The organism is Bacillus sp. FJAT-27251 (assembly GCF_001273925.1).
Classification (GTDB): Bacteria; Bacillota; Bacilli; order Bacillales; family Cytobacillaceae; genus Mesobacillus_B.
Genome location: NZ_LIGG01000001.1, coordinates 4355137 through 4381838 on the forward strand (window position 1 = coordinate 4355137; position 26702 = coordinate 4381838).

Annotated in this window: 32 protein-coding genes; 14 read left to right on the forward strand and 18 right to left on the reverse strand. The window is 45.2% G+C overall.

What is annotated here, in order from left to right; all coding sequences use genetic code 11:
- Nucleotides 1-6 precede the first annotated feature (6 nt).
- The 3 genes from ADU22_RS20490 (at nt 7) to ADU22_RS20500 (ending at nt 3475) form a co-directional block, all read left to right on the forward strand.
- Nucleotides 7-1128, forward strand: a complete 1122-nt coding sequence (locus tag ADU22_RS20490; RefSeq protein ID WP_053363829.1) for an amidohydrolase — start codon at nt 7-9, stop codon at nt 1126-1128.
- A 285-nt stretch (nt 1129-1413) separates the two neighbouring features.
- Nucleotides 1414-1974: a GNAT family N-acetyltransferase gene (locus ADU22_RS20495; RefSeq protein ID WP_053363830.1), complete on the forward strand. Its 561-nt coding sequence runs from the start codon at nt 1414-1416 to the stop codon at nt 1972-1974.
- Between the two features lie 139 nt (nt 1975-2113).
- On the forward strand, nt 2114-3475 hold the full coding sequence (locus ADU22_RS20500) for an MATE family efflux transporter (protein WP_053363831.1): 1362 nt from the start codon (nt 2114-2116) through the stop codon (nt 3473-3475).
- Between the two features lie 46 nt (nt 3476-3521).
- On the opposite strand, the gene ADU22_RS20505 is transcribed toward ADU22_RS20500, so the two are convergent.
- Entirely contained in the window at nt 3522-4301 is a 780-nt protein-coding gene (locus tag ADU22_RS20505; RefSeq protein ID WP_053363832.1) for an SDR family oxidoreductase, read from the reverse strand.
- A 182-nt stretch (nt 4302-4483) separates the two neighbouring features.
- Here ADU22_RS20505 and ADU22_RS20510 point away from each other — a divergent pair, with 182 nt between their 5' ends.
- A complete protein-coding gene (locus ADU22_RS20510) occupies nt 4484-4957 on the forward strand; it encodes an Hsp20/alpha crystallin family protein (protein WP_053363833.1) in 474 nt (157 codons plus the stop codon).
- Between the two features lie 33 nt (nt 4958-4990).
- Nucleotides 4991-5506 carry an Hsp20/alpha crystallin family protein gene (locus ADU22_RS20515; protein ID WP_053363834.1) on the forward strand — a complete coding sequence of 172 codons (516 nt, stop codon included), beginning with the start codon at nt 4991-4993 and terminating at the stop codon, nt 5504-5506.
- 57 nt (nt 5507-5563) lie between these two features.
- Here the strand turns inward: ADU22_RS20515 and ADU22_RS20520 are convergent, their stop codons facing one another.
- Nucleotides 5564-6367 carry a CAP domain-containing protein gene (locus ADU22_RS20520; RefSeq protein WP_053364690.1) on the reverse strand — a complete coding sequence of 268 codons (804 nt, stop codon included), beginning with the start codon at nt 6365-6367 and terminating at the stop codon, nt 5564-5566.
- A gap of 369 nt (nt 6368-6736) precedes the next feature.
- Nucleotides 6737-7015, reverse strand: a complete 279-nt coding sequence (yoyC, locus tag ADU22_RS20525; protein WP_053363835.1) for a protein YoyC — start codon at nt 7013-7015, stop codon at nt 6737-6739.
- Nucleotides 7016-7120: 105 nt separating this feature from the next.
- On the opposite strand from yoyC, the gene ADU22_RS20530 reads away from it, so the two are divergent.
- On the forward strand, nt 7121-7366 hold the full coding sequence (locus ADU22_RS20530) for a hypothetical protein (protein WP_053363836.1): 246 nt from the start codon (nt 7121-7123) through the stop codon (nt 7364-7366).
- Nucleotides 7367-7425: 59 nt separating this feature from the next.
- Here the strand turns inward: ADU22_RS20530 and ADU22_RS20535 are convergent, their stop codons facing one another.
- The 6 genes from ADU22_RS20535 to deoD form a co-directional block, all read right to left on the reverse strand.
- The gene (locus ADU22_RS20535; protein ID WP_053363837.1) at nt 7426-8238 is read right to left on the reverse strand and encodes a hypothetical protein; all 813 of its coding nucleotides are present in this window, start codon (nt 8236-8238) and stop codon (nt 7426-7428) included.
- A gap of 56 nt (nt 8239-8294) precedes the next feature.
- On the reverse strand, nt 8295-9233 hold the full coding sequence (locus ADU22_RS20540; protein ID WP_053363838.1) for a CobW family GTP-binding protein: 939 nt from the start codon (nt 9231-9233) through the stop codon (nt 8295-8297).
- 67 nt (nt 9234-9300) lie between these two features.
- A complete protein-coding gene (locus ADU22_RS20545; protein ID WP_053363839.1) occupies nt 9301-10800 on the reverse strand; it encodes a lmo1851 family serine protease in 1500 nt (499 codons plus the stop codon).
- A gap of 124 nt (nt 10801-10924) precedes the next feature.
- A complete protein-coding gene (locus tag ADU22_RS20550) occupies nt 10925-11152 on the reverse strand; it encodes a heavy-metal-associated domain-containing protein (RefSeq protein WP_053363840.1) in 228 nt (75 codons plus the stop codon).
- Nucleotides 11153-11266: 114 nt separating this feature from the next.
- On the reverse strand, nt 11267-12073 hold the full coding sequence (locus tag ADU22_RS20555) for a M15 family metallopeptidase (protein WP_053363841.1): 807 nt from the start codon (nt 12071-12073) through the stop codon (nt 11267-11269).
- 129 nt (nt 12074-12202) lie between these two features.
- Nucleotides 12203-12907 (reverse strand): purine-nucleoside phosphorylase, encoded by a 705-nt coding sequence (gene deoD / locus ADU22_RS20560; RefSeq protein ID WP_053363842.1) that lies wholly within the window; start codon nt 12905-12907, stop codon nt 12203-12205.
- 186 nt (nt 12908-13093) lie between these two features.
- Between deoD and yoyE the strand changes: the two genes are divergently transcribed.
- Nucleotides 13094-13222: a protein YoyE gene (gene yoyE, locus ADU22_RS25460; protein WP_286132343.1), complete on the forward strand. Its 129-nt coding sequence runs from the start codon at nt 13094-13096 to the stop codon at nt 13220-13222.
- Between the two features lie 43 nt (nt 13223-13265).
- On the opposite strand, the gene ADU22_RS20565 is transcribed toward yoyE, so the two are convergent.
- The gene (locus tag ADU22_RS20565; protein WP_053363843.1) at nt 13266-14036 is read right to left on the reverse strand and encodes a sporulation protein; all 771 of its coding nucleotides are present in this window, start codon (nt 14034-14036) and stop codon (nt 13266-13268) included.
- A 160-nt stretch (nt 14037-14196) separates the two neighbouring features.
- Nucleotides 14197-14370 (reverse strand): YozD family protein, encoded by a 174-nt coding sequence (locus tag ADU22_RS24000; RefSeq protein WP_069188017.1) that lies wholly within the window; start codon nt 14368-14370, stop codon nt 14197-14199.
- 158 nt (nt 14371-14528) lie between these two features.
- Between ADU22_RS24000 and ADU22_RS25075 the strand changes: the two genes are divergently transcribed.
- Nucleotides 14529-14699, forward strand: a complete 171-nt coding sequence (locus ADU22_RS25075; RefSeq protein ID WP_197280094.1) for a hypothetical protein — start codon at nt 14529-14531, stop codon at nt 14697-14699.
- On the opposite strand, the gene yodN is transcribed toward ADU22_RS25075, so the two are convergent.
- From yodN to ADU22_RS20580, 3 genes are all read right to left on the reverse strand, one after another.
- Entirely contained in the window at nt 14696-15394 is a 699-nt protein-coding gene (gene yodN / locus ADU22_RS20570; protein WP_053363844.1) for a germination protein YodN, read from the reverse strand. The two genes, ADU22_RS25075 and yodN, sit on opposite strands and share 4 nt — an antisense overlap.
- Before the next feature lie 173 nt (nt 15395-15567).
- Complete coding sequence (locus ADU22_RS20575; protein ID WP_053363845.1) at nt 15568-15789, reverse strand: YozE family protein; 222 nt, start codon at nt 15787-15789, stop codon at nt 15568-15570.
- Between the two features lie 160 nt (nt 15790-15949).
- The gene (locus ADU22_RS20580) at nt 15950-17164 is read right to left on the reverse strand and encodes an acyl-CoA dehydrogenase family protein (protein WP_053363846.1); all 1215 of its coding nucleotides are present in this window, start codon (nt 17162-17164) and stop codon (nt 15950-15952) included.
- A 311-nt stretch (nt 17165-17475) separates the two neighbouring features.
- On the opposite strand from ADU22_RS20580, the gene pxpB reads away from it, so the two are divergent.
- Genes pxpB through ADU22_RS20595 form a run of 3 tightly spaced genes read left to right on the forward strand, consistent with a single transcriptional unit; the run spans nt 17476 to nt 19955 of the window.
- A complete protein-coding gene (gene pxpB, locus ADU22_RS20585; RefSeq protein ID WP_053363847.1) occupies nt 17476-18195 on the forward strand; it encodes a 5-oxoprolinase subunit PxpB in 720 nt (239 codons plus the stop codon).
- Nucleotides 18179-19195 carry a 5-oxoprolinase subunit C family protein gene (locus ADU22_RS20590; RefSeq protein ID WP_053363848.1) on the forward strand — a complete coding sequence of 339 codons (1017 nt, stop codon included), beginning with the start codon at nt 18179-18181 and terminating at the stop codon, nt 19193-19195. Before pxpB ends, ADU22_RS20590 begins: the two co-directional genes overlap by 17 nt.
- Nucleotides 19188-19955, forward strand: a complete 768-nt coding sequence (locus ADU22_RS20595; protein ID WP_053363849.1) for a LamB/YcsF family protein — start codon at nt 19188-19190, stop codon at nt 19953-19955. The genes ADU22_RS20590 and ADU22_RS20595 overlap by 8 nt, the downstream gene beginning before the upstream one ends.
- A 34-nt stretch (nt 19956-19989) precedes the next feature.
- Here the strand turns inward: ADU22_RS20595 and ADU22_RS20600 are convergent, their stop codons facing one another.
- Nucleotides 19990-20739 (reverse strand): DUF1836 domain-containing protein, encoded by a 750-nt coding sequence (locus ADU22_RS20600; RefSeq protein WP_053363850.1) that lies wholly within the window; start codon nt 20737-20739, stop codon nt 19990-19992.
- A 189-nt stretch (nt 20740-20928) separates the two neighbouring features.
- Here ADU22_RS20600 and htpX point away from each other — a divergent pair, with 189 nt between their 5' ends.
- Together htpX and cbpA are read left to right on the forward strand one after the other, a co-directional pair.
- On the forward strand, nt 20929-21807 hold the full coding sequence (gene htpX, locus ADU22_RS20605) for a protease HtpX (protein ID WP_053363851.1): 879 nt from the start codon (nt 20929-20931) through the stop codon (nt 21805-21807).
- A gap of 198 nt (nt 21808-22005) precedes the next feature.
- Entirely contained in the window at nt 22006-22644 is a 639-nt protein-coding gene (gene cbpA, locus ADU22_RS20610; protein ID WP_231687922.1) for a cyclic di-AMP binding protein CbpA, read from the forward strand.
- Between the two features lie 39 nt (nt 22645-22683).
- Here the strand turns inward: cbpA and ADU22_RS20615 are convergent, their stop codons facing one another.
- The gene (locus tag ADU22_RS20615; RefSeq protein ID WP_053364692.1) at nt 22684-24186 is read right to left on the reverse strand and encodes a DHA2 family efflux MFS transporter permease subunit; all 1503 of its coding nucleotides are present in this window, start codon (nt 24184-24186) and stop codon (nt 22684-22686) included.
- A 183-nt stretch (nt 24187-24369) separates the two neighbouring features.
- On the opposite strand from ADU22_RS20615, the gene ADU22_RS20620 reads away from it, so the two are divergent.
- Nucleotides 24370-25260 carry a TetR/AcrR family transcriptional regulator gene (locus ADU22_RS20620; protein WP_053363852.1) on the forward strand — a complete coding sequence of 297 codons (891 nt, stop codon included), beginning with the start codon at nt 24370-24372 and terminating at the stop codon, nt 25258-25260.
- 56 nt (nt 25261-25316) lie between these two features.
- Here the strand turns inward: ADU22_RS20620 and ADU22_RS20625 are convergent, their stop codons facing one another.
- Both ADU22_RS20625 and ADU22_RS20630 read right to left on the reverse strand, forming a co-directional pair.
- Nucleotides 25317-25799, reverse strand: coding sequence for a PaaI family thioesterase (locus tag ADU22_RS20625; RefSeq protein WP_053363853.1), 483 nt, complete (start codon nt 25797-25799; stop codon nt 25317-25319).
- 29 nt (nt 25800-25828) lie between these two features.
- Complete coding sequence (locus tag ADU22_RS20630) at nt 25829-26617, reverse strand: HAD family hydrolase (RefSeq protein ID WP_053363854.1); 789 nt, start codon at nt 26615-26617, stop codon at nt 25829-25831.
- Nucleotides 26618-26702: the final 85 nt, after the last annotated feature.

Below are 26702 nucleotides of genomic sequence, written 5' to 3' on the forward strand. Positions count from 1 at the left end.
TGCCCCATGAAAAAAATGCTCCTTAAAAATGCTTTTGTGTATTCAGTTGCCTTTAAACCGGTTCGTGGCTGCGATGTTCTTGTAGAGAACGGAAAGATTTCCAGGATTGCCCAAAACATACCCCACAGCCCTGATGCCTCCATCCTGGATTGCTCCAATGGATATCTTTTCCCGGGTTTCATTGATGTGCATACACATCTCGGTTTATATGATGAAGGAACCGGCTGGGCCGGGAATGACGCCAATGAAACGGTCGAAGCATGTACTCCGCATATTCGGGCACTAGACGGTGTTTACCCCCTTGATCCTGCCTTTTCAGATGCACTCAGGGCAGGTATTACAACTGTCCACGTCATGCCTGGGAGTGCCAATGTCATTGGAGGAACCTCTTCGGTGATCAAGACGGCAGGTCAAAATATAAAGAAAATGATTCTGAAGGAAACGGCAGGATTAAAGATTGCTCTTGGTGAAAATCCAAAAAGAATGCATAGCTACGGAAATAAGGAGTCCATCACGAGAATGGGGATAATGGGCATGCTCAGGGAAGCTTTTTTCGAAGCGAAAAATAGTGATGCCCCAGAAACCCTGCGCATTGCCCCGATTGTCCAGGCCCTGAAGCGGGAAATTCCTGTCAGGGTCCATGCCCACCGTGCCGACGACATTATTTCGGCCCTCCGCTTTGCCGAGGAGTTCAGCCTTGACCTCCGAATTGAACATTGTACGGAAGGACATTTGATTGCCGATGAGCTGGACGGTATTGGCCTGAAGGTCTCGGTCGGTCCCACTCTTACTAGACGGTCCAAAATCGAATTAAAAAATAAAAGCTGGAGTACCTATCACGAATTAACCCGGCATGGTGTGGAAGTTTCCATTACGACTGATCACCCATATACTCCAATCCAATACCTTAACCTATGTGCCTCCATTGCTGTCCGGGAAGGCCTTTCTGAGCAGAAAGCGCTTGAAGGGCTGACTCTTCTCCCTGCAAGGAACCTTGGAGTGGAGAACAGGGTGGGAACCATCGAGGCTGGAAAGGATGCGGATCTGGTCCTTTGGAATAAACATCCTTTCCACTACCTGGCGAAGCCCATTTGGACGATGGTGAATGGAGAATTGGCATCAAGGTGAAAAGGGCAACATCATTGTAGAAACATGGCAAAATTAGGCGAAAAATCGGGATAAAAAACTATTTCCTTTTCGCCGTTTTTTTAGTATGATTTCTATGGAAATTGTTTAACCGAAAAATTTCATATCGGAACAGTAATGAGGGAAGGCAAATGGTGCGCCACCAGTATCCTGGTTCTAGTGGGTTCGATTCCCACCCCGAAATTTTTTAGCAATTCTACAAAAAATTTCGAGGGTGGGCCATGTTTTTTCCGCATGGATTAATGCCCTGTATTGGAGGGATACAAAATGCTCAAAAAACGAGATCTGCAAGATAGCCACGTTTTATTCGAGCTTATGTCGCATCCGGAAGTCTTCCCTTTTGTTCGCCAAAAGGCCTATTCCTACGATGAATTTGTCTTTGTCACAAAACAGACCATAGAAGCTGAAGACCGCGGGGAACTGATTTCACGTACGATTCTTGACGATTGGGGAGCCCCGATCGGGACGATAAATTTATATGATATCCAGAATAATGCCGGTTTCCTTGGCACCTGGATAGGGAAGCCCTATCACGGCAAAGGGTATAACGGCCCCGCGAAGGATGCCTTTTTCCAGGAATTGTTCTATGAAAAGGAAATTGAAACCATCTTTATGCGCATAAGAAAGGCAAATCTTCGCTCGATTAAGGCTGCCGAAAAGCTGCCTTACGCGGTTAAGGCCAATGAGACGAGAAGTTCCATTTATCAGGAATTGAATGCCGGCGGGGAAGTTTACGACCTTTATGAAATTTCGAAGGATCAATATACCTTGTATCTGCGCAGGTTTGCCACCCAGCAGGAAGAGGAAACACGCCTGATGGAAGCGTAATGACACTTCGGATTTCAGGGCAGACTCAAATACGTAATAATGAAAAGTGCTGTGCGACCGTGCAGCACTTTTTTGAATTAGCTTCTCCCCCTTTATGGTATAATGCTATTTTGGATATTAATGAAAAAGAGGATATATAATGATACAAACCAGCACAAAGCAAGAGAAGCTGCGCCAGCTTCTGCAAATATTGATTCCAATCCTGATCACGCAGCTAGCTATTTATGCCATGACCTTTTTTGATACGACCATGTCTGGCCAATACAGTCCCCAAGACCTTGCAGGCGTTGCGATTGGTTCTTCGCTATGGGTTCCTGTCTTTACTGGATTGAGCGGAATTCTCCTGGCTGTAACGCCAATAGTGGCTCAGCTGGTTGGAGGACAACGAAACAGTGAGGTCTCCTTTTCAGTGATTCAAGGCGTTTATTTGGCGATTATCATGGCCGTGGTCGTCCTCATTACAGGCTCACTAGTCCTTGACCCGATTCTTGGTCTTATGCAGCTGGAGGACCATGTCCGAGCCATTGCACAGGAATATTTATTTGCGCTTAGCACCGGCATTATTCCGGTATTCGTCTATAACGTGCTCCGCTGTTTCCTGGATGCGCTCGGGAAGACAAGGGTATCCATGTTGATTACTTTGGCTTCCCTGCCGTTAAATATTGTTTTCAACTATTTCCTGATCTTTGGAAAAATGGGTTTTCCCGAATTGGGAGGAGTTGGGGCAGGCTATGCCTCTGCCCTAACGTACTGGCTGCTTACCTTGATTGCAATCGTCATCATCATTAGACAACAGCCTTTTGCCAGCTATCAAATTTTCAGCAGGCTTTATGGGTTTTCTTTTGAAAAGTGGAAAGAAATATTGCTGGTCGGAGTCCCTATTGGCTTTGCCATTTTCTTTGAAACCAGTATTTTCTCCGCTGTCACACTCCTGATGTCACAATTCGATACCTTAACGATAGCATCCCATCAGGCTGCCCTTAATTTTTCTTCTTTTTTATACATGGTCCCGCTCAGCATATCAATGGCCCTCACGATTGTCGTAGGATTCGAAGTCGGAGCCGGACGTTACCAGGATGCCAGGCAATACAGCTGGATTGGCCTCGCTATTGCAGTCATCATGGCTGTCATTTGCGGAATCATTTTAATCATGTTCAGGGAGGAAGTTGCAGGGGTTTACACAAAGGATCCGCAAGTTCTAAAACTGACGGCTGAATTTTTGCTTTTCGCCCTCTTTTTCCAGTTGTCGGATGCGATACAAGCCCCGATACAGGGAGCCTTGAGAGGGTATAAGGATGTCAATGTCACTTTTGTCATGGCTTTGGTCTCCTACTGGGTAATTGGCCTTCCTTTAGGTTATTATCTGGCAAATCACACGGAGCTGTTGGCCTTCGGCTATTGGATAGGGCTGATTGCCGGGCTTGCCGTAGGAGCATCCTGTCTTTTGGCCAGGCTTGTGCTTATCCAGCGAAAGATGGCAGCAAGATTCCAGAACCCATAAAAGATAAAGGGCGTTTGCACTCTTCGGATGTGCATGCGCCCTTTTCCTATTTTCCTTCTCTAAAAACCTTGCCAAGAACATCTTTACCGCCGGTTACCGGAATGATGCTTCCAGTTATATAGGCGGACTCCTCGGCAGCCAGGAAAGATACCACCCTGGAGATATCTTCCCCGGTTCCCGGCCTCCCCACCGGGACAGTCCCATCTTGAACGCCCAATGTCTCCGCGATATCCCTTTCCTTCCAATTTCCTACTATGTCTCCGGGACAAACCATATTGGCCGTAATTCCATGCTGTGCTTCCTCCACGGCTATCGTTCTTGTCAATGAAGCCAAGCCCGATTTTGATGCAGCAAAAGCGGACCGATAAATCCAGCCAGGAGCAGATTCCACTCTGTCAAACCCGATAGTGATGATCCTGCCCCAGCTCCGGCTGCGCATGGAGGGAATCAGCAATCTTGACAGATAAAACCCGGAGTTCAGATTTCCATTAATCATGTATTCCCATTCCTCAATCGAGTAATCTGCCATTCTTTTTCTTTCGTGAATATACGGACCTGCATTATGCACCAGTATGTCTATCGAAGGCAGGCATGCACCTGCTTTCTCAATAAGCATGCAGCATTGCTGGTATACTGAAACATCCGCTTGTATTGCAACGTTCTGTGTGCCATACTTTCCGCTTAACTCCTTTGCAAGTGCTTCTGCCCTGGTCTGGCTTGACCGATAATTAATCGCAAGATTTATCCCTTCCGAAGCAAACTGTTCGGCAATTTTCCTTCCTATTCCAGCTGCTCCCCCGGTAATTAATGCTGTTTTACTGCCCACATCGATACCCCGCTCCAGTCATCATTACTACCATTATAGTAAATAGAACAGCAGCTTTATGCAAATTTTAGCAAGGTGGCACAACGTGGTTTTAACCATTGGGCTCATCACTGCATAGAATAAAACATATAACAGCAGAAGCAGGCTCCGGCAGCCATAACAGACGAGAGGAGGGATGTCCGGTGTTTCCATGGAAAAATCTCCCCCTGAATGATGCAATGAAAGAAAAGCTGGGTAACATCAATCCACAAAATATCGACCAGTTTGTCCAGGAAATGGTCGGCCAAATGTTTCCTCAGCATATGGAAAGCATGCTGAATCCGCAGGAATGGCTAAAAAACATGCAGAATCATGGTCAACGCCAGCCAGACCCCCTAAAAGGCCTTAACGCGTCCATTTTCGAAACCCATGAATTTGTCTACATCCGGATACCAATCAAAAAAGAGGAATGGTTAAAGAGCATGAAGGTTTACCATACTTCCACTGAAGCAATTATTGAACATATCCCAGCCCAGGGAGATAAACACACCCTGGGTTTTCCAGCCCCGGTCAAGAAAAAAGGGGCAGTTGCCAGCCATAGAGACGGGATATTGGAGATCAGGATTCCACGGCTGACTCACCACCAGTTTTCAGAGATTGATGTCAACGAAATATAGCCCCAGGCTAAACGACTTTGGGAGGGAAAGATCATGGAGTCAGAACGGCTGAAAAACTGGCTGGATTACACTAAAAGGTATGCGGCGGATAGTTTTTGGAAGGAAGTCTTCAACCAGTCTTCCAATCCCTTTTCAAAGGAAGGGGAAATTGGGAAAAACCTGGCCAGTGGAGCAATGGATACACGCTTGAGAGACCCATTTCCCCGCTGCGATTTATTTGAAAAGGATGGGAATTTATGTGTTGAGGCAGAGCTTCCAGGGATGCATCCTGAAGAAGTAATGGTTGTATTAAGAGGCCAGGAACTGACCCTAAAAGGTGTCATTTCCACTTTGGAGCCCAAGATTCGCTATTTTATAAAAGAGCGTCCAGACCGTCCTTTTGAAAAAATCATCAGCCTTCCTTTCAAGGTGGATAAAAATAAGGTTTCTTCCGGGTTTGAAAACGGCCTGTTGACCGTCACCATGCCAATTATTCCTGAAGAGGACGCTGTACCTGTCCATATTGAATTCCAAGGGCAAAGGCATAACGGGCAGGAGACACAGCTATGAATCTATAAAACATAAAAAAGTCAGCACGCATGTGCTGACTTTTTTATCCTATATGGTTTATTTGCCAATGAACATTTGTGTCCAATAGTTACCTTCCGCAATATGGCCAACGCCGATATGCGTATAGTTGGAATTTAGGATGTTCTTTCGGTGTCCTTCACTATTCATCCAGGCTTTGACAACCTCTTCAGGGCTGCGCTGGCCCATAGCGATGTTTTCCCCGGCAGTTTTATAGCTTATACCGAATTTCTTCATCATATCAAATGGTGAACCGTACGTAGGGCTTGTATGGCTGAAATAACCCTTGGATTGCATATCGCGTGACTTTTCACGCGCTACTTTGCTCAACTCCGTATCGAGAACCAACGGCTTCAGGCCGTTTTTGGCCCTCTCCTGATTGGTAAGCTCCACAACTTTTTGCTCATATGCACTAACTGAAGCAGCTGCAGGCTGTTGCTTGGCTGGTGCTGGAGCTGCAGCCTGTTGCTTGGCTGGTGCCGGAGCCGCAGCCTGTTGCTTGGCTGGTGCTGGAGCTGCAGCCTGTTGCTTGGCTGGTGCTGGAGCTGCAGCCTGTTGCTTGGCTGGTGCTGGAGCTGCAGCCTGTTGCTTGGCTGGTGCTGGAGCCGCAGGCTGTTGCTTGGCTGGTGTTTGTTGAGCAGCAAGTTTCAGAAAGCCTTCTGGATTGGCGAAATATTTGTTTATTAATTCCTGAATTTGTTCTTTATTAATATTGCTAGTTTGAGAGTAGATAATTTTTCTTTCCCCAGTAGGGTATATGGTTGCAGCATCCGCCTGCATGGCAGGGTTGCTTGCTAGAATGGCAGCGGCTGCTGCTACTGAAAAGATAAGCTTCTTTTTCATCTTTTTTTCCTCCCATAAATTCATTTTGTCTCTCTTGGTGACATCACCATAATAGCATGGCTTTTTTGTAATATTTGAGGATAAATATGGAATTGAAGCTATACTTGAATAATGAAAAATAAATCGGGTAGGAGAAAAAAACCGAAAACAAAAGAACCTGCTGGCTTTCCAGCCAACAGGACCTATTCAAAAATACCATTTTTTCACATGGGAAAAATGGAGATAAACGGAGAAAATACAAGAAATAGATAAAAAAACGCAGTTGACAGCTATTTATCAAGCAAGGAAATATTACAACACTTACATTCTTATGACAAAAATTTCGACGTTCGGCCTCTTTTTTTCATAAAATAGAGGCTCCTCTTCCTCCTATTTTCCTTCTTTAATAGCTTGTGTCATTTCTGCATGAAGATTTAAAAAAGCTATTTTATCATCAGGACTTAAATCTGATTCAATGATCCTCTTGGAAGCCAGGTAAAACTTTTCATATAAGCTCCTTCTTACACGCGGATGGGAGTTTTCATCCTTCAGCTCTCTCGTGACCGCTTCCTTCAATATTGTTTCGGCATTTTCCTCCGTGTACAGCTGCCGGTTGTTCCACAATGCCCTGTATTTTTCCAGCAAATAGGTATAATTGATTTCGCTCATGCTTTGCCTCCTTAATCAGATTGGTTATCTTAGGTGTATTTTTACATATAAGTTTCAACGTTTGCAAAAAATAATTATCAGAAGACTAAAAGAGGAGGCAGAAAAATGAGTGTTCCATACCGCTGTCCAAATTGCAGGACCAATAAAAGCAGATTTAATTTGATAAGGCAGGTTCCTCAATCTGTAAGAATGGATCCGCAATCCGGGGAAATTGTCGAAGAATATGCCTCAGGCCAGCTTGATCCTTTCCATACTCCTTATCGCGGCCCGCAACTGAAGGTACAATGTGCAGTCTGCGGTTTAATCGAGGATGAAAAGACATTTGTCAAGTTTGGCGAGCAATCCTTTTAAAGCGGATAAAAAAGGCTGAGACCATTTTTTTGGTTCCAGCCCTTTTCTTTATGTAAATGCTACGGTAGGAATTCATTTTCCTTAAAGAAGGGAACAGAATCTATTTTCCAGCTCTGTTCGGGGGAAAATCGGACTAGTTCAATGTTTCCGCGGAAGTGCCGCGGACCTCTGCCGCGTCGTGCCCATTTGATTTCTACCGGAACCGAAACTGTAAGCTGATCACTAAAGTCCTCATCGGGAAGAATTTCAACTCTGTCTACGGAGATATTTTCAATTTCGGAAAACACAGGCTCCCACTTCATTTCCGTAAGGGAGATAAGCGAGACGACCTGGATATCATGCTGCTTGATTCCTGCAAGATAAGCTTGCGCCAGCTCATGCGGACCTGACTCTTCAAGGTAATCATCCAGACGTCCTGCAGCTTTCAGCATCATTAATTTATGGGACAGGTCCATGGCGTTTGTTCGATGTGTGGTGCTCCCATAGAAGTGGATACAAAAATGGCCAGGAAAATTATTTTTTAAAGCACCTGCACCGTGAGGCATCCCATGCATGGAAGCCGCAATCTTTCGCTTTTTCGCCAGAACGTAGATAGCCCTGCGCTTCCAGCTCCACTTTCCTCCATATATTTCTTTCATGATCTTGGTATCCTGGGCCGTAAGCGGCTGGACATCGGCATGCCTGCTTCCTGCCCTCCGCTGCACCTTGAATTTCAACCCCGTTTCCAGATCCTGAACAATGAACTTACTGTAACGGGGAATCATTTCGTTTACTTGTTCCCACTGGAGCAATTCCGCATCTTTCGCCAGAACACCTGCCCCGCCAGCCATTAGGAAAAAAATAAGAAAAACAGGCACAGAGAGCTTTTTCATTTTTTCACCACTTCCGTTAAGGTCTGCGATGAAAGTTTTACCGATTTTGTCCTATCTTATTCCGAACCAGCCTGACCACCATTTTCCAGCTGCTGGAGCTGAGATTCAATTTGGCTCCAGTTGATGTCCTGGCCAATAAAAACCAGGTTTAGCGGCATATTCATGTATTCCTTCATATATAACGGCGTACCATAGGAGTATTGAAACAGGTCCGGAAAGGAAGATTGCTGAAACTTGACATAGCCTTTAATCCGATAAATGGCATGTGGCAGTCCCCTCAGGAAATCCTCAAAATCTTCCTGTCTGACACTGTCCTTGAACTGGTGGACAAAAGTTCCCAGCCTGAGCTGATGATTGACATGGGACTCTTTTACCTCCCCCTTGTCGGACCTGGACAAATTTTTCAATTGTTGCATGGAGACTTTGGAAAATGCCGTCAGAATACACGGGGCCTTCGGGTTGATATTTTGAATCTCCATCGCCACTCTTCCTTGTTCCATATCCGATAATTGATCCGATTTATTGATTAAAATCAAATCTGCATGCCGGACTTGTTCCAATAGCAGCTGTTGAATTTGCGGATTAAAATTGCTCCTGGAAGCCCATAACGTCCCATCAACAGTAGTAAGAATTCCTTTCATTTCAATCTTTTCCGCAAAAAAAGGAGATAGAACGGCATCAAGCACTTCGACTGGATGTGCTGCGCCCGTTGTTTCAATGTAAATGGCATCAGGACAGTGCTCTAGGAGGAGTCCCTGAATCTGTGCTTCCAGTTTGTCCTGGATGGTACAGCAAATGCACCCGCCAAGCAGTTCCTTCAGCGGCACTCCATCCCCTACTGAATCGGAATCAATCGAGATATCGCCAAGCTCATTCATTAAAACGGCTATTTTCCGTCCTTCCTTTTTTTCGTATTCCAAAACCTGCCGAAGCAGCGTCGTTTTGCCGCTTCCCAGGAAACCTCCAAGAATATAGATCTCCGTTTTGTTGCTCATAGTTCATGCGCCTCCTTTTGCGATTTTAACAAACCAAAAGCTCCCCGTTCTCGCGGAGAGCTTTCCTTTATTCAGCGTCAATTTCAGCTTTCAGCACTTCTACGGCCTTGCTGATCTGCGGATCATCACTGCTGATTTTTTCACGTAAGGCATTCATCAGCTGAAGTGTGGTTTCTCCGCTGATAATGCCAGTTTCTTCAAGGGAATGGTCTTTTTGAAACTCTTTGGCGGCAATGGCCGTCTTTTCATCGAAGAAACCGTCCTCACGGCCAGGCTCAAACCCAAGAACCTTCAGCATCTTCTGGGCAGCCTTTACCTGTTCAGAAGCCATTGAAACTTTCAGCTCATTTTCCGAATCAATGAAAGGCAGGGAAGCATATTCAGGCATCGCCACTTCATGATCTGGCTTGATTCCCTCTTTATGAACCCAATTTCCTTCTGGAGTCAGCCATTTTTCCGTTGTCAGTTTAAGGTTGGAGCCATCCTTGAAATTTTCTGCACGCTGCACGGTGCCTTTTCCAAAAGTCTTTTCCCCAACCAATGGTACATCAGCCGATTCACTGACGGCTCCGGCAAGAATTTCGGAGGCACTTGCACTTCCCTTGTCAATGACGACCACCAGCGGGAAATCGGCATTGCCGTTTCCGGCCGAAGGATACTCCTCCCGGTTTCCTTCCCGGTCTTCCACCTGGAATAGCAGCTTTCCTTCCGGAACAAACATGCTGGAAATTTTCACAGCCTGGTCAAGCAAGCCTCCCGGATTCTGGCGAAGATCCAAGATCAGCCCTTTCATTCCTTTATCCTGAAGCTCTTTTAACACTTGCACAAGCTCTTCATGTGTATGTTCAGAGAAATTGGATATTTGTACCTTGGCAATGCCCTCTTCACCTTCTACCATTTCGCCAAAGACTGTCTCAATCGGAATTGTATCACGGGTTATCGTGACATCTGTCGGCTCGGATCCGCCCCGCTGTACAGTCAGTTTAACACTGGTGCCTTTTTCCCCTCTAATCAATGCAACCGCCTCTGTCGTACTCTTCCCCTGAAGGCTTTTGCCGTCAACCGAAAGAATGATGTCCTCCGGCAGCAATCCTGCTTTTTCTGCAGGAGATCCCTTAAGCGGAGTGACGATGACGATATGGCTATCCCTGGATTGGATTTCAGCACCTATTCCTTCAAATGATGCAGATATGCTTTCGTGGAAACTTTTTGCATCCTCCTGGCTCATATAATCCGAGTATGGGTCATCAAGGGATTCCACCATTCCATTAATCGCTCCATTAATGAGCTTGTCCTGGTCCAATTCAGTGTAATAACTATCCTTTAATGTATCGAAAGCTTCATAGAGCTTGGAAAACTCTTCTCTTTCGTTGACAATCTTCACTGCTGGTTCATCATTTCCAAATGCCAGTGCAAATGTCGTTATCCCGGCGGTTATAAATACCAGAAAGAACAACAGCATGGCAAAATGAAACTTTTTAATCTTTAAGTAATTTTGTTTTTGTTCCACCTCTCCAGAGTTATCTGAAAGACGTTCTTGTTCCTCACTTGTTTTGTCCCGCTCCAATTCCTACTCACCACTTTCAACCTCTTGCTAAGATGAAATCCTTAGCTTTTACAATAACATTTTTAAATAAAAATTAACAGAAAAAATAACGGACCACATCTTGAATGCAAAAAAACAACGCGGATTATACCGCGCTGTCCGACTTTCCCACTATATGATACCCCTGATCCTCTACCGTTGACGCCAACTGCTCCACTGTTGCCTGCGATCCATCAAATTGGATTTCAATTGCAGCCTTTTCGAGGGAAACTGCAACCGCAAAGACGCCAGCTGTGCTTAGCAGCGCATTTTTCACGCGTTCTTCGCAGTGCTCACATGTCAGGCCAGTTGCCTTTAGTACCGTCTTTTCCATAGCTATCATCCCTTCCCTTTAAAACAAATTGAGGTTTGTATATATGTTCCCTGTAAAATTAGCTGTAACACTTTTATCCAATAATAAAAAACCGGTTTTTTCACCGGTTTTTTATTATATCTTCCTGACAATGTCAAAGTATTCTTCCATTGTTAATTGATGCTTGTACATTTCTTCAGCTGCTTTTTTTCCAACATACCTGAAATGCCACGGCTCATACATATATCCGGTAATGTCTTCCTTTCCTTTTGGATATCTCATGATATAACCATACTTATGAGCATTTTCAGCCAGCCATTTGCCTTCTTCCGTATGCCCAAATTGCTCATTTAACCTCAATCCGGCGTTTTTGCTTGAGATATCCATGGCTAGTCCGGTCTGATGTTCACTTGTCCCGGGAACCGCGACAACCTGAGCAGCCCTCTCCTCGCCAACTTTGCTTACTTCTGAAGCGTACAGATTGTCCTGCCGTTCATAAGATCGGTATCCGGATATGGCATAAAGTTCGATTCCTTCGTTTTGGGCTCCTTCAAACATTTCTTCTAGCGCATCAGCAGCTTCCTCCCTAAGCAGGCTCTTTTCCAGGTCCTGGTCGCCAAATGGGAATGTGACATCCGGCCGCTTTAAATCAGCAGGAATATAATTTTCCGGAAGCTCAAACAGCTTGTTGACCAATGCTAATGTATTCTCCGGGTTCTGAATGACTTTTTTACCGCTGGTCTCCTGAATTACATTAAAGTAGGCCGCATCCAAAACAGGACCCCCAGTTTTCACTTCCGCCTTTTCTTCATCGGGCTCACTTCCGTTTTGCTGCTGATGTTTATCGATGCTCAGAAAGGGCAGCTTCCCAGGCAACGAATCAAGCTGGGAGCAAGAAGTTAGCAAAAACAGCATAAGAGCCGCTACTGTATATTTTTTCATTCAATCACCATTCTTTTTGAGTAAAATGCAAGTTATTCTATTCTATCACTATTAGTTACGGTTGCGTATGCCTGATTGTCATTGAATGGGCAAAAAACTCCTTCCAATTACCGGAAGGAGTTTGGTCTTCTATTCCTTTACCACTGCTTCAAGCGCTACTTCTATCATTTCATTAAATGTAGTCTGCCGCTCTTCGGCAGTTGTCTCTTCACCTGTCAGGATATGGTCGCTGACAGTCAGGACGGAAAGTGCACGGCGTCCAAATTTAGCCGCCAGTGTGTATAAAGCTGTTGTCTCCATTTCGACAGCGAGAATATTATACTTTGCCCATTTCTCCAGTTCTGCATTATCATTGTAAAATTGGTCAGCGGTAAATACATTTCCCGCTTTTAAATTTAGCCCCTTTTCCAAGCCGGCATTATAGGCTTTTAGCAAAAGGTCGAAATCAGCTGTCGGTGCGTAATCCACTCCCCCAAAAGTCAGGCGGTTCATCTGGGAATCAGTCGAAGAACTCATGGCCAGGATAACGTCCCTTACCTTTACATCCTTTTGGATGGCCCCGCAAGTTCCCACACGTACCAATGTTTGCACATTATAGCTGCTCATCAATTCATTGATGTAAATGGATATGGATGGCACTCCCATGCCTGTACCTTGTACAGAAATTCTTTTTCCTTTATAGGTACCGGTATAACCGAACATATTTCTTACTTCATTGTACAATTTAGCATCTTCCAGGAAGGTTTCGGCAATATATTTTGCACGCAGGGGATCGCCCGGCAGCAGAACCGTTTCTGCAATTTCATGTTCTTTTGCTCCAATATGTACACTCATGTATTTGAGACCTCCATTATTTGTATTGAGCTCATCGCTAACATAATAACATAAACTGTTGCGGCTGGAAAATCTTCCGCTAGTTTATTTCACCCCAGCCGGGAATGCTAAACCTAGCTTGCCCACTATCTTTAAATTGAAACGGGCAGGCAAATCCGCAACTGCTATTTTGAAGGAGGTTTGAAAATGGGTAAAAAACATCGGAACCGGATCAACTCTCCAAAAAAGAACAACCATATTCCGCCTGAGGCTATTGAAGCTGAGCATGAGGCACATGCTAAAGATATCGTTTCCGCTCATAGCAGAAAAAAATAGTAAAAAAAAACGATGAAGCCAAGTGCCTCATCGTTTTTCCACTTTAACAGTATCGGTCGATGACAGACTTCAATTTCTGTTTGAGGTGAGGAATATCCTTCGTTGCAACTGTAAGCGAGACATTGCTTTCATCCATTTGCATCGCCTCTGCCAGGAGCCCGCCAAGCCCTCTGGCCCGTCTGTCAACCTGGAGCAGAATTTTCATTTCATTAGCAGACAGGGGAGCAAATATTAATTCAAGCTCATCGAGTTTACCCCGGTAAGCCCCCATTACTGGCACAAACTCAAATTCCTGAACAAATGGAAGCCTGCGCCGAAGCTTATATGGCGCCTGCTCACAATCAGCTTCGCGCAGCCTGAACCCTAAATTTTCCACCTCATTTAAAACAGCCTCCATCAACGCGTTTGGCACGACCTGCAAGTAGTCCTTGTCTGTTGGGTCAACGGCATTTTTAATATCCAGACCGGTTGTCACCCAGATTTTTGTCCTCCCAATGGTGATTGGAACATCGGCAGGKAAAGTGAAGGKGAAGGGTAACTCCTTTGTCTGTGATGGTTTGATGGTAATCGGCGTATTGAGCCGGAAGGAGTCGACTACGGCTGAAGCCGAATATTTTTTATCATTTGCTTCTTTTAAATATGTAGTATGGATGGAAAGGTAAATTTCATCGATATCCTGTTCAAGGCTGCCTCCGTATATATGGACAACACCATTTATTTTTCCTCCCGGTGAAACCTTTGTTTCTTCAAGCCTTGTGTCGACACGAGCAGAACCAATCCCGATACTTGCAAGAGCCTTATTAAAAATCGACATGCCTTTTCCTCCTTTTTTCACTTCCTACTTATATATACGACGAAAACACCTAAGCGTTTCTTGCAATACCAAGAAAATTTCGGAACCCTTCATATAAAACCGGAAATGAAGTTTACCGCTTATATAAGCAGAAAAGGCCGGCCATCGGCGGCCGGCCTTCTTATTCGTTATCGATTTCTTCATCGATGATGCATTTTTCCAATAGGTATTCAAAAGTGATATCAGCTATTTCCTCCAGTTCCTCTTCTGTGGGAACGTATCCCCTTTTAACCAACTCCTGAAAGAAAAATTCCGCTATTTCTTCTGTATCAATGAATACCTCGATCTCCTTCACAGAATCGCCCCMTTTGTACAGAATGTATGACCAGATTATAAAATTCATGCTTTTTTATGCACAAAGGTAATTGGCGTCTGACAATATGATGCTTACTACTGGTATACAGCGGTTGGGACAAGCATATATTCTTAAAAATGAACAGTGGAGGTAAAAGTATGAAAGTGGCACAGCAGGCTGCACAAGCGGTGATTCAGGATGTAAACAGTGAGGAGAGTGTCATCATCGAGGCCTTTGGCAAAGTGACGGACATGCTATTCAAGATAATCATGTTCTCTGGCCTTCCTTTCCTTATCTGGGTACTATTCCAATTCAGCAGACTGAATTAAACATGGCTTTTCCCGTCGGAAACGATGACCGAGAGCTTGCGGAGGATTACTTTCATCACATGGGCGTAATCTTCGTCCCCAAACCAAAGGTATAAAATTCGATAATCATTGTATATATCCAGCAGACTGTCTATAAGGGCGCGCTTTTGTGATTTCTTCCTTAGTTCGTCTTTTTCCGCTTTTCGTCTTGAGGCGGGCTGCTTTTTATTATGATCAGGAGCTGGCAAGGATTTCTTTTCGTTCGAGAAGAGAAGTCCCAGCTTCTGGATAAACACCTCTGCACTTTCTGCGTCGGCCACAAGGGTCAGTTCCTCTTCCCCTGCTTCCAGCCATTCCCCATCCCTGATCCTCGAAAGTTCATAAATGATATCCTCCCAGGCATCTTCCTTATAGCGCCAGATTTCCGTCCTGAACCCGACAATTTTAAATAATTCGGAACCATAGCCTTTCACCTGGACAAGGTCCCCGAAAAAAAACTTGTATTCTATGTCAATATGCTCTTTTTCAAGCAGTTTCCCCTCATACTCAGCCAGCGGAAGCAGGCTTGATTCAAGGTAAAGGCCCTGACTCTTGTTGATCTCATACACGTATAAACCGTCAAGCCATTTAACCTTTGTTACCTTTCCAACCGTTCCATAGATTGTGATCACGACTGTATCACCGATTTTATATTTCGGTTCCTTCTTTTTTTCCATTTCCTCCATCCTCTCAATGATGCGTCGTGAATTTATTACCACATTATATGCGTCAAAAAGAGAAATCGCCACGCACCAATAAAGAAAAGGTGGTTGTGGGCAAAAGGAAGAATAATCCGGATGGAAGCCGATAAATGGGTCCTAAAAAGCATAAAAAAAGGGATAGAATCGCCCTATCCCTCAGACTGTACGTATAAATCCCATGCTTCATCAAATATTGCCATGCTCTCGAGATACTGGCCATGAAACTCCAGATAGGAGCTTATTTCATCATAATTATCCGAATGCTTCGGAAAGCCGTGGTCCTCATAGGCACTGTTTGCGAAATTGCTGATGGCATCCTGAGGCTTCGGATGCCTGTATTTCATCAGGAAATGATAAAAACTTTTGTACATAATGAACGCGCCTTCCTAAAAAATTCTTTGTTTTTTACTATAAACGAAATTCGCGAACCAGTACAAGCCTTTTATCAGGTTTTCTTTTCGGGCAAACCTAGGCCTGCTTTTCCCCCTTGAGTAAGTTGTACCAAAGCCAGGCCAATTCACAATTTAAAAATCAATTTTTCACTGTCTCTTTCTGTTCAAATGGCCAGGCAGGAAGAGGATTTGACAGGGGTTTATCTTCACGGTAGCCCAGCAGATACTCCGCTTGCATCACTGTATGGATTTCCCTTGTCCCTTCGTAAATGACCGGAGCTTTGCTGTTGCGCAAGAATCTTTCAACAGGGTATTCATTTGAGAATCCGTATGCCCCGTGTATCTGGACAGCATCATTGGCTGCTTCATTGGCGAAATCGCAAGCTTGCCATTTTGCCAGTGAAGTTTCCCTTGTATTGCGCTTGCCCTCATTTTTCAGGCAGCCTGCACGGAAGACTAGCAGCCTTGACATCTGATAGCCAGCTTCCATTTTGGCAATCATTTGCTGGACAAGTTGATGTTTGCCGATGTCTTTGCCGAATGTCTTCCGTTCATGACAGTACTTCACACTTTCTTCCATGCATGCCCGTATCTGGCCGACTGCCCCAGCTGCTACAGTAAACCGGCCATTATCAAGTGCGGACATGGCAATCTTGAAACCTTCCCCTTCCTGGCCCAACAAATTGTCTTTCGGTACTCGAACATTGTCAAAGAACAGTTCCCCGGTATTGCCAGCACGGATGCCAAGTTTGCCTTTGATTGCCCTTGAAGAGAAACCTGGCATGGTCCGCTCGATAATAAACGCAGAAATCCCATGATGTTTTTTACTTTTATCCGTATAGGCAAATACAAGGAAATGGTCGGCAACATCACAAAGGGAAATCCACGTCTTCTGACCGTTCAGTATGTAGTGGTCGCCATCAAGCACTGCCGTTGTCTGCATAGCCGCTACATCCGACCCGGCGTTCGGCTCGGTCAATCCAAAAGCCCCCACTTTTTCTCCTTTTGCCTGCGGAATCAGGTATTTTTGCTTCTGAGCCTCTGTTCCCCATTGAAGCAGCGTTAGACTGTTCAGGCCAGTATGCACGGAAACGGCGGTGCGAAAGGCAGTATCTCCCCGCTCAAGCTCTTCACAGACAATGGCAAGCGTGTTGTAGTCCATTCCGCTTCCCCCGTAAACCTCAGGGATGCATACACCCATCAAACCAAGGTCTGCCAGGCGTTTAAGTATGGAAGGTTCAAAGTGTCCTTCCTCATCCCATTTGCGGATATAGGGATTGATTTCCTTATCAACAAAATCCTTTACCATTTTTTGAACGGATAGCTGGTCATCACTCAAATTAAAATTAAGCATCCTTTCCTCTCCCTCCTTATAATAGAAACAATAAAAGCCAGCTGCAAAAGGATGCAGGTGGCTATTGTCTGTTCAAGCGTATCAGGCCGGACAGAATAAAGCGGTTTCATTTCTCCCTGGACACTAATCTCAAGAGGACTTAACGTTAGAAGGGGTTTCGGGTTTAATGTAGATTATACACCCCTGAAAATGAATTGACAATTAGTATATTGAAAATTTGGAAGATTTTATATTAATAGATTCCCACTTGCTCTAATGAAATATTTTCCCCACAATAATGGTATAGGATTTTAAGGAAGGAGGGAACAAGCTTGAATTATAGCATTCAGCCATTGGGGGACCATGCGGCCATTGTTGAACTGGCCAAATCCCCCTCCGCCGAAGTATTGAACAAGATTTCCATGGTCACTTCCGCCCTCGATACAATTTCGCCAGAGTGGATGGTTGAGTATGTCCCGGCCTTCACGACAATCACTGTATTTTACAGTCCAGTCAAACTGTCAGGAACAGAGCCCACCTCTCCTTACAATACTGTTTGTGCATTCCTGCAATCCTTGCTCGCCAATATTAAGGCTGACTCTCCGCCTCCCCCAAGGATAGTGGAAATTCCAGTTTGCTATGGCGGCAATTTCGGCCCCGATCTCTCATTCGTGGCAAGTTACAACGGTATCAGCGAGGAGGAAGTTGTCCACAAACATTCAAGTGGAGAATACCATGTGTATATGCTTGGCTTTGCTCCTGGCTTCCCTTATATTTGGGGCATGCCCAGGGCCATTGCTGCTCCACGGAAGGAATCTCCCCGCCAGGAAATACCGGCTAGGTCGGTTGGAATCGCCGGGCAGCAGACTGGGATTTATTCCTTGAAAACTCCCGGCGGCTGGCAGCTGATCGGCAGGACGCCGGTTGACCTTTTTACCCCGGAAAAGACTCCGCCCACCCTCTTGCAGCCGGGAGACAAAATAAGGTTTAAGGCTATCGGACATGAAGAGTATTTGGAGATAAGGAGACGGAGACATGCTGAACATCCTTAAGCCCGGCCTGCTGACGACTGTCCAGGACACGGGACGTTTCGGTTTTCAAAAATACGGGGTGATTGTTAGCGGAGCAATGGATTCCTTCGCCCTAAGGGTTGCCAATGTCCTCGTAGGAAACGATGAAAACGAAGCAGCCTTGGAAATAACCCTGCTCGGTCCGGAAATCGAATTTACGGCTGATGCACTTGTCAGCATGTGCGGAGGAGATTTGTCTCCACGCGTGAACGGGAAATCGGTCATGATGTGGCGCCCGGTCTTTATAGAGCAGGGTAGCGTCCTTAGTTTCGGGGCAGCGAACCAAGGAAGCAGGACATATTTGGCGGTTGCCGGGGGGATAAATGTACCGCCTTCACTCGCCAGCAAATCAACCTATCTCCGGGCAGCATTAGGCGGCTTCTGCGGCAGGCCGCTGCAAACAGGCGACCATGTTAAGGTCAGCTCCCCTGGCCGCCTCGCCCAGTTTATGATAAACCATTTATCTGCAACTTCAGCAGATGGATATACGGAAACAGTCTGGTCTGCCTCTGGAATGTCCATCATCCATTACGGTTCCTCCCCGGCAATACGGATTATAAAGGGAAGGCATTATGATCTATTCACCCCGGAAAGCAAGGATTCTTTGTTGAATGAGCCATTCGTGATTACCCATCAATCGGACCGGATGGGATACCGGCTGCAAGGTCAAAAGCTAAGCCTGAACCATCCAGAGGAAATATTATCAGAAGCTGTATGCTATGGATCAATCCAGGTTCCTCCCGGAGGACAGCCAATTATTCTGCTTGCCGACAGGCCCGCTACCGGCGGCTACCCAAAAATAGCTGAAATCGCTTCGGTGGATTTTCCGGCTATCGCCCAGGCTAAGCCGGGAGACCAACTATTCTTTGAGTTGATTTCTGCTAAACAAGCACAGCTTCTACTACTGCAAAGGGAGGAGATGTTCCGTCAGTTAAAACAAGGAATACAGTTGAAGTTCAAGGAGGTGAAGATAGATGATTAAAGTGGATTTGAACTGTGATATCGGTGAGGGTTTCGGTGTCTATTCGCTTGGAAACGATGAAGAACTTCTTTCCCATGTAACTTCTGCGAACATTGCCTGTGGATTTCACGCAGGCGACCCTGCAACCATGAGAAAAACGGTTCGAATGGCACTGAAAAAGGATGTAGCCATTGGTGCTCATCCGGGATTGAAGGATCTTGAGGGGTTCGGAAGAAGGGAAATGCAGATCAGTCCCCAGGAGGCTCACGACCTGGTAACCTATCAAATCGGGGCATTATATGCCTTTGTGAAATCCGAAGGCGCCTGTTTGCAGCATGTGAAACCGCATGGCGCGCTATACAATATGGCAGCAAGGGATGCCAGTCTCGCAGAAGCAATTGCCGAGAGCGTCTATAAAATCGATCCTGGCCTGATCCTTCTGGGCCTTGCCAATAGTGAATTGATCAAAGCTGGGACCAGGCTGTGCCTCCGGACGGCCAATGAAGTATTTGCTGACCGAACCTATCAGGAAGATGGCAGTTTGACTTCGAGAAAAACACATAATTCCGTTCTTGAAGATGATAAAAAGGCTGTAAAGCAGGTGATGGATATGCTTAGGAAGAATGAAGTCATTTCAGTTCAGGGCACACCCGTACCAATTACGGCAGAAAGCATCTGCCTCCATGGAGATGGAGCAAAAGCAGCTGAGTTTGCAAGGCAGATTCGCCATTCATTGGAGCTCGCTGAAGTTAAGGTTGAAAAACTGGGGAGTATCGTATAAACCTCCCCCGCTTTCTGGAGCACACTTTTTAGGGTTATAATCCTTCCAGGAAAAGCGTCGCTGTCATATATTTTTTGGCCAGGGTTTGATAATGGGCACAAAACACGGTCAGGGCAGCAGTGACCAGAACATTTTGGACTATTTCTTTCTGTCCGTCTTCCAGGCTTGGGAACTGATCCACATGTTCCCAAGCTGATTCCTGAATCCGCTTTTCCATTGCCAGCCTCTGGAACCGTCCTTCTCCACCGCAGCTTTCATGCTGCAGCTTATCAAAAATGGCTGCATATGCCGAATACAAGTACAGCGGATCAACCATATCATCGGAGCGGTCGGCCGGATTGTTAAAAATCAATTTAAGGATTTTCCGGATTGAATCGAAATCAAGGGAAGCCTTGAGGTCTTCTACGATAAACAGAGTGGCAGCCTGCTCAATGGTATATTTCTTTCCATGCTGGGGCGTTCCAATAAGCTCTTTTACATCCCTTTTTACCCAATTCTGCACCGTTGTAGAAGATAAATGGCTGAATTCAATCTGATTTCCAAGCTGGACTATTTCATTTAAGGAAAAGCCAACACAATGTTTTTCGACTTTTATAAATTTTTCAAAAATCGGCGGAATTTGTGTATCAATGAAGGCAGGAAGAGTCTTTCCCTCTATGAGTTCTTTCGTATGGGCATTCGCCCAAGCTTCCTGCAGCACCCTTTTTGGAGCCTTTGCACTGGCTCCCTTTAAAGCCAATAGGAACTCCGCCATATCTTTTCTTGAAAGCTGAAACAATTCCACTATCATCAACCCCTAGAATATCTGCAACTGTAACTGACTTCATCCTAAATCTTTCCTTGTTTATAGTCAATGGGTTGCTCCTGTGGCCATGTTACAAAAAAAATATTGAAACTGCAGTCTGGAACACCTATAATATAATCATATGACAAGTTCATATGAACCCAAAAATTATTTAAAAAAGGTGAGATAGTGGGAAAAAGAATCTTTTATTTTTTGTTAACCAACGTTCTAGTATTGGTCACCATCAGTATAATTTTCTCCTTGATCGGAGGCGGCAATTACATCAATGAACAGGGCGGAATCGACTTCGCTTCCCTGCTGGTCGTCAGTGCGGTGATTGGTTTCACTGGGTCTTTCATCTCGCTGGCAATGTCACGCTGGATGGCCAAAAAGATGATGAATGTCCGTGTCCTCGATCCTGATGGCCCATTGGGTCAACATGAGAAAGAAATCGTCGATAAGGTGCATCGTCTTTCAAGGGCGGCAGGACTCACTCATATGCCGGAAGTTGGCCTCTATGATTCTGCTGAAGTAAACGCCTTTGCGACAGGCCCGTCCAAAAAGCGGTCATTGGTAGCTGTATCCACCGGCCTGCTCCAGGAAATGGATGACGATGCAGTCGAAGGTGTCATTGCCCATGAGGTTGCCCATATTGCCAATGGTGACATGGTGACGATGACATTGCTGCAAGGCGTCGTAAATACTTTCGTCGTGTTCCTTGCGCGTATTGCTGCCTGGGGAGTTTCCCGTTTTGTCAGGGAAGATTTGGCGCCAGTCGTCCATTTCATTGCGGTCCTAGTCTTCCAAATCGCCTTTTCAATTCTCGGCAGCCTTGTGGTGTTTGCGTATTCAAGACACCGTGAGTACCATGCCGACCGAGGCGGTGCCGACCTCGCTGGAAGGGACAAAATGGTCCATGCCTTGAAGACGCTGAAGGCTTACTCAAACCGGATCAACGGGGATGACCAGGATACCATCGCGACTCTGAAAATCAATAACAAAGGCAAGTCCATGCTGTTCTCCACGCATCCCGACCTGGACGAGCGAATTAGACGTTTAAGCATGTAAATTGCCTTTAAATAAGTAAAACCTGGTTTCTGTCAACAGATTCCAGGTTTTTTTATGCATTTTCCACCTGCCATTCCATGCGCAACATGTACCACCCTTCCTCTTCCCTTCAATTTTAAAAGCTCACCAGGAATAGGACTAAAACTACAGTCATACATTTTCCAGAAGGTTACGCATAAGGGTACCAAAGGGGGAAGAATGGAAATGTTGATTAAGCATCAGATGATCAGCAAACACGATGTCCGATATTGTGATGAAACCTATACTCTTGGCCAGGCTCTAAGCTTTTTAAATGAAACGGGGTTTCGCTGCGTGCCTGTCCTTGACAAGTCCCACACCTTGTATAAAGGTAACATCTATAAAGTTGATATTTTGGAATATAAAGAAGGGCGCTCGCTTGATGAACCAATTGGATTGCTTGTTACCGATCAAGAGACGGCTATAATGGAAAATGAATCCTTCCTGCAAGCCTTTTTTACGCTTAAGCGATTTCCCTATCTCCCTGTGGTGAAGGAGAGCGGACAGTTTGCCGGCTTGCTGACTCATGCGGCTGTCCTTGAATTATTGGAGGAAGCTTGGGGTCTTCACAGAGGAAGCTATACGCTTACGATAGGCAGTTATGGAACAAGAGGCACACTTGCGAAAATGACCGCCATCATCAGCAAATACAGCGATATTCAAGGTGTTATTACCCTTGATTCCTCCAGCTACCATGCCAGCCTCATTCGAAGAGTACTTTTTACCCTCCCCAAAAATACGTCAATGGAAACACTGGAGAAAATCAAACAGCAGCTGGACAAAAATGGCTGCAGAGTGATAGGCGTAGAATATCATTAAAACCACAAATAAAGCGGCCCTTTTTGGGCCGCTTTTACCTTAACTTGTTCGAATCTTTTTTCCTGCATGCGCTTTGTCAGGAAGCTCTTCCGCTTGCTTGGCACGCTTCATAAAGAAAGCCAAAACCAGGGCTGCAATTGAAATAACAGCGGAAACCAGGAAAGCATCATTGATCCCCTCAAGCATCGCCTTCATCATGATTTGCTGCTGCATTGCAGCCGCTGGCTGGGCTGCTGATTTCAGCGCCTCTTCTGTCAGCCGCGCTGCATATACTTCCGTGCGGGTGGACATGACCGTAACCAGCAACGCTGTTCCAATCGCTCCCGAAACATTTTGCAGGGTGTTGTTCATGGCGGTGCCATGTGGATAAAGGCGGGTTGGCAGCTGGTTCAAGCCATTCGTCTGGACTGGCATCATAACCATCGCCATACCAAGCATCCTCACTGCATGGACAGAAGCCAGATAGGCATAGGAAGTCTCGACCGTTAAAATGCTCAACATATAAGTAGTAATGGTCATAATCAATAATCCGGTGACAGCCAAGACCCGCCCACCGAACTTATCAAATAAACGGCCAGTAACAGGAGACATAAAAGCATTCAATAGCGCTCCCGGCAGCATCATTAACCCAGCTTCCATTGGAGAAAACCCGCGGATTGTCTGGACATAAATTGGAATCAGCAGCATACCGGAAAACATCGCCATTGTAATCGTCATGGAAATCACCGATGACAGAGTAAACATCGGATAGCGATAGACACTGAAATTAAGCATTGGCCGTTCAAGCTTTGATTGGCGAAGGACAAAGGCGGTCAAAGAGATGACACCAATGATAATCGTTAAATACACATATGGACTGCTCCATCCTTTGCTTCCGGCGGAACTGAAACCATAAAGCAATCCCCCAAAACCAAAGCTTGACAAGATTAATGATAGGACGTCGAGGTGGATATCGACTTTTTCCTTTTTATCCTTAAGCAAGATAAAGCCGAGCAATAATATGACCACCGCGATTGGTGTGACAAAGTGGAACAGCATCGGCCAATCATAATGCTCAATGATCCAGCCCGATAGCGTTGGGCCAATAGCAGGTGCAAACATCAGGATGAGGCCGAAAACTCCCATGGCGGTTCCCCGCTTTTCAATTGGAAAGCTTACAAGCATCACATTCATGAGCAGCGGCATCATAATCGCCGACCCGGAAGCCTGCAGCATCCGTGCGGCCAGCAGGACTGGAAAGATTCCGGCAGCACCAGCGATAATCGTTCCGGCTGTGAATAGACCCATTGCAATTAAAAACAGCCTTCGCACAGAATATTTTTCAATTAAAAAAGCTGTTGCCGGAATCATAATCCCATTTATCAGCATATAGCCTGTTGTCAGCCATTGAACTGTCGCAGTATCGACTTCCAGATCCGTCATGATGGACGGAAGCGCGATATTGAGCAGAGTATTATTTAAAAAAGCAATAAAGGCGCCAATCATTAACACCGAAAGAATTCCATACGGTGGACGGCCCGCCCTATTGGTTGTATTCTCCATTTTGTTTCCCCCATAGACATTCAGTCCATTATTTTGTACCATCATTTCATCCAGAGATTATCATATACCAACAGTCCATTTATTGCAATTGGAAAATACATTGTTTTTAAAGGGTTTGTATATACTTTCAATTTCACGTATTATAACAATTGGACAGGCAGTTCAAATTTGAAGGGTGATTATATGAACGACAGAAAACAGCATGTACTAAGAATGGCACACCAGTTATTTATTGAAAAGGGATTTCAGGCCACATCCATTCAGGATATTCTTGATTACAGCGGGATTTCCAAAGGGACCTTTTATAATTATTTCTCTTCCAAAAATGAATTATTAATCTCCCTTTTTAAATCCATTCACAGCCAGCTGGACAAGGAACGGAACGAACTGCTGATTGGCAAGGATCCCTCTGATATTGAAGTGTTCATAAAACAAATCGAACTTCAGCTGCAGACCCATAGAAGCAATAAGCTTATCTCCTTGTTTGATGAAGTCGTTTACTCTCCTGATGAAGAGTTAAAGGTGTTCTTTAAACAAAATCAATTACGTGCGGTTCGCTGGCTGTACAGGCGTTTTATTGATATCTTCGGTGAAAGAAGCAAACCTTACTTGCTCGATTGTTCCATCATGTTTATCGGAATTCTTCATTATAATCTCAAATTCCATGCGATGGCCTATGATACAACAGACCTTTATAAGATTGTCCGCTATAGCGTGGAGCGGCTGGTGAAAATAGTCAGCGATGTTACCGAAGCGGATGCCCAGCTGATTCAGCCAGGGGTTTTAAACAACTGGTTCCCGAATAGCGGAGATGGCAGCCAATCAATAAAACAGGCACTTTGCAGGACGGTACTAGGCATGAAGAAAAGCTCGTCAAATGCACAAGAACAGGGAAAATACCTGGAATTGCTGGATTTCATCCAAGATGAACTCCTCCATGCGAACACACCGCGAATTCATCTTGTGAACAGCGCAATCTCCACCCTGGAGGACGGAAAAACGCTCTTTGCTGAAAATGATATCGAAAAGCTTAAAAACCTCGCAGAATCGATAGCTTTGGACAGAATGGAATAAAGTATCACAAAAAGCCAAATCGGTTTAGATTTGGCTTTTTCTCTAAAAATTTACCTTTACTTGCTTAAAAACGTCTGCGGCATTAGAACGGCCACCACTTCTCCACGTGCACAAAGAGCATCCCCGGCGAATACCTCTGCCTCCACCTTCCATTTCTTCGGGTGAATTTCCTCTACTCTCCCCACAGCTTTAAGCGGAATATTTTGAGGAGTCGGTTTTATAAAGTCGACGTGCAGGGAGGCAGTAACAAATCTGGGCGGCTCTGCGCCATCTCCAGGCTCATGGCCATTTTTACGGTGCAAGGCCAAGGCTGCCGAGCCCGTACCATGGCAATCAATCAACGAAGCCATCACACCTCCGTACACAAACCCAGGCAATGCCATGTGTTTTTCTTCCGGAGTGTAAATAGTCAAAGTCTCATCCCCTTGCCAGCCGGTCCGGAGTTGAAGGCCTTCCTGGTTTAGCCGTCCACATCCATAGCACCAGGCAAATTCATCAGGATAATCGTCCTGGATGGCAGCTGCTACTTTTTCTTCCATAACTCTCACAACCTCCCAAATTAGTAAGTCTAATCCTTTAATTGTTCAAGAATCGGAAAAAGCTCCTCTAAATGCTTGATTTCATATGCGGGAATCACTTCATTCCGTTCCTTGCCGTACCGGTTGATCCACACTGACTTGATTCCTGCCCGGTTGGCGCCAAGAATGTCCGTCATCAAGTTATCTCCCACCATCAGAACTTCTTCCGGTTTCAAGTTCATTAATGTAAGAGCATGTTCAAAAATGCCTGGATCCGGTTTTCCCTTCCCATAGTCACCCGATATGACAATCTGGTCAAAATAAGGAACCAGCTCGGATGTAATTTCCAGCTTGGTTTTTTGAAGATCGGGTGAACCATTGGTCAAAAGCAAAAGCTGATATTTTCCTTGCAAATCATCAAGTATTTCGAATGTTTCCTCATAAACAAACGGAGCTTTTCTCCGTTCCATTGGAAAAGTCTCTGCCAACTCGCGTGCAAATTGCTGCTCGTCCACTCCCATTTTCTTTAATCCAGCTCTCCACGCATCTTGCCGGTAGGCTGGAACAATCTCTTTCATCTTCCGGAACTCTTCATGATCATCAAGAAAATTTCCCCATAGCCCTTCAAATGGATTAATCCCAATCATCTGGGTAAAAGGGAATATATCATAAGATGAATACAGGGCTGCCGCTTCACTCCTTACGTGCTCCTCAAGCTTGGCAGCATCCACTCCATATCGCTCTTCTGCCAGTTTACAGGTAGTTTCAAAAGCGGTTTTCACACTTTTTTGATCCCATAGCAGCGTATCATCCAAGTCAAAAAATATTGCTTTAATCATTCTAATCCCCACTCCATTTTATGTTATTGCAAGTTTTTAATAGTTTACCATTTTTGAATTTTAAAAAATAGCGAAAACCTAAAAT

Excerpts from the sequence above, each read along its gene's own strand:
- ADU22_RS20490 (WP_053363829.1), top strand. The coding sequence starts at position 7 with ATGAAAAAAATGCTCCTTAAAAATGCTTTTGTGTATTCAGTTGCCTTT.
- ADU22_RS20495 (WP_053363830.1), top strand. The coding sequence starts at position 1,414 with ATGCTCAAAAAACGAGATCTGCAAGATAGCCACGTTTTATTCGAGCTT.
- ADU22_RS20500 (WP_053363831.1), top strand. The coding sequence starts at position 2,114 with ATGATACAAACCAGCACAAAGCAAGAGAAGCTGCGCCAGCTTCTGCAA.
- ADU22_RS20515 (WP_053363834.1), top strand. The coding sequence starts at position 4,991 with ATGGAGTCAGAACGGCTGAAAAACTGGCTGGATTACACTAAAAGGTAT.
- ADU22_RS20520 (WP_053364690.1), bottom strand. The coding sequence starts at position 6,367 with ATGAAAAAGAAGCTTATCTTTTCAGTAGCAGCAGCCGCTGCCATTCTA.
- yoyC (WP_053363835.1), bottom strand. The coding sequence starts at position 7,015 with ATGAGCGAAATCAATTATACCTATTTGCTGGAAAAATACAGGGCATTG.
- ADU22_RS20530 (WP_053363836.1), top strand. The coding sequence starts at position 7,121 with ATGAGTGTTCCATACCGCTGTCCAAATTGCAGGACCAATAAAAGCAGA.
- ADU22_RS20535 (WP_053363837.1), bottom strand. The coding sequence starts at position 8,238 with ATGAAAAAGCTCTCTGTGCCTGTTTTTCTTATTTTTTTCCTAATGGCT.
- ADU22_RS20540 (WP_053363838.1), bottom strand. The coding sequence starts at position 9,233 with ATGAGCAACAAAACGGAGATCTATATTCTTGGAGGTTTCCTGGGAAGC.
- ADU22_RS20550 (WP_053363840.1), bottom strand. The coding sequence starts at position 11,152 with ATGGAAAAGACGGTACTAAAGGCAACTGGCCTGACATGTGAGCACTGC.
- ADU22_RS20555 (WP_053363841.1), bottom strand. The coding sequence starts at position 12,073 with ATGAAAAAATATACAGTAGCGGCTCTTATGCTGTTTTTGCTAACTTCT.
- deoD (WP_053363842.1), bottom strand. The coding sequence starts at position 12,907 with ATGAGTGTACATATTGGAGCAAAAGAACATGAAATTGCAGAAACGGTT.
- yoyE (WP_286132343.1), top strand. The coding sequence starts at position 13,094 with ATGGGTAAAAAACATCGGAACCGGATCAACTCTCCAAAAAAGAACAAC.
- ADU22_RS25075 (WP_197280094.1), top strand. The coding sequence starts at position 14,529 with ATGAAAGTGGCACAGCAGGCTGCACAAGCGGTGATTCAGGATGTAAAC.
- yodN (WP_053363844.1), bottom strand. The coding sequence starts at position 15,394 with ATGGAAAAAAAGAAGGAACCGAAATATAAAATCGGTGATACAGTCGTG.
- ADU22_RS20575 (WP_053363845.1), bottom strand. The coding sequence starts at position 15,789 with ATGTACAAAAGTTTTTATCATTTCCTGATGAAATACAGGCATCCGAAG.
- ADU22_RS20580 (WP_053363846.1), bottom strand. The coding sequence starts at position 17,164 with ATGCTTAATTTTAATTTGAGTGATGACCAGCTATCCGTTCAAAAAATG.
- ADU22_RS20590 (WP_053363848.1), top strand. The coding sequence starts at position 18,179 with ATGCTGAACATCCTTAAGCCCGGCCTGCTGACGACTGTCCAGGACACG.
- ADU22_RS20595 (WP_053363849.1), top strand. The coding sequence starts at position 19,188 with ATGATTAAAGTGGATTTGAACTGTGATATCGGTGAGGGTTTCGGTGTC.
- cbpA (WP_231687922.1), top strand. The coding sequence starts at position 22,006 with ATGGAAATGTTGATTAAGCATCAGATGATCAGCAAACACGATGTCCGA.
- ADU22_RS20615 (WP_053364692.1), bottom strand. The coding sequence starts at position 24,186 with ATGGAGAATACAACCAATAGGGCGGGCCGTCCACCGTATGGAATTCTT.
- ADU22_RS20620 (WP_053363852.1), top strand. The coding sequence starts at position 24,370 with ATGAACGACAGAAAACAGCATGTACTAAGAATGGCACACCAGTTATTT.
- ADU22_RS20625 (WP_053363853.1), bottom strand. The coding sequence starts at position 25,799 with ATGGAAGAAAAAGTAGCAGCTGCCATCCAGGACGATTATCCTGATGAA.
- ADU22_RS20630 (WP_053363854.1), bottom strand. The coding sequence starts at position 26,617 with ATGATTAAAGCAATATTTTTTGACTTGGATGATACGCTGCTATGGGAT.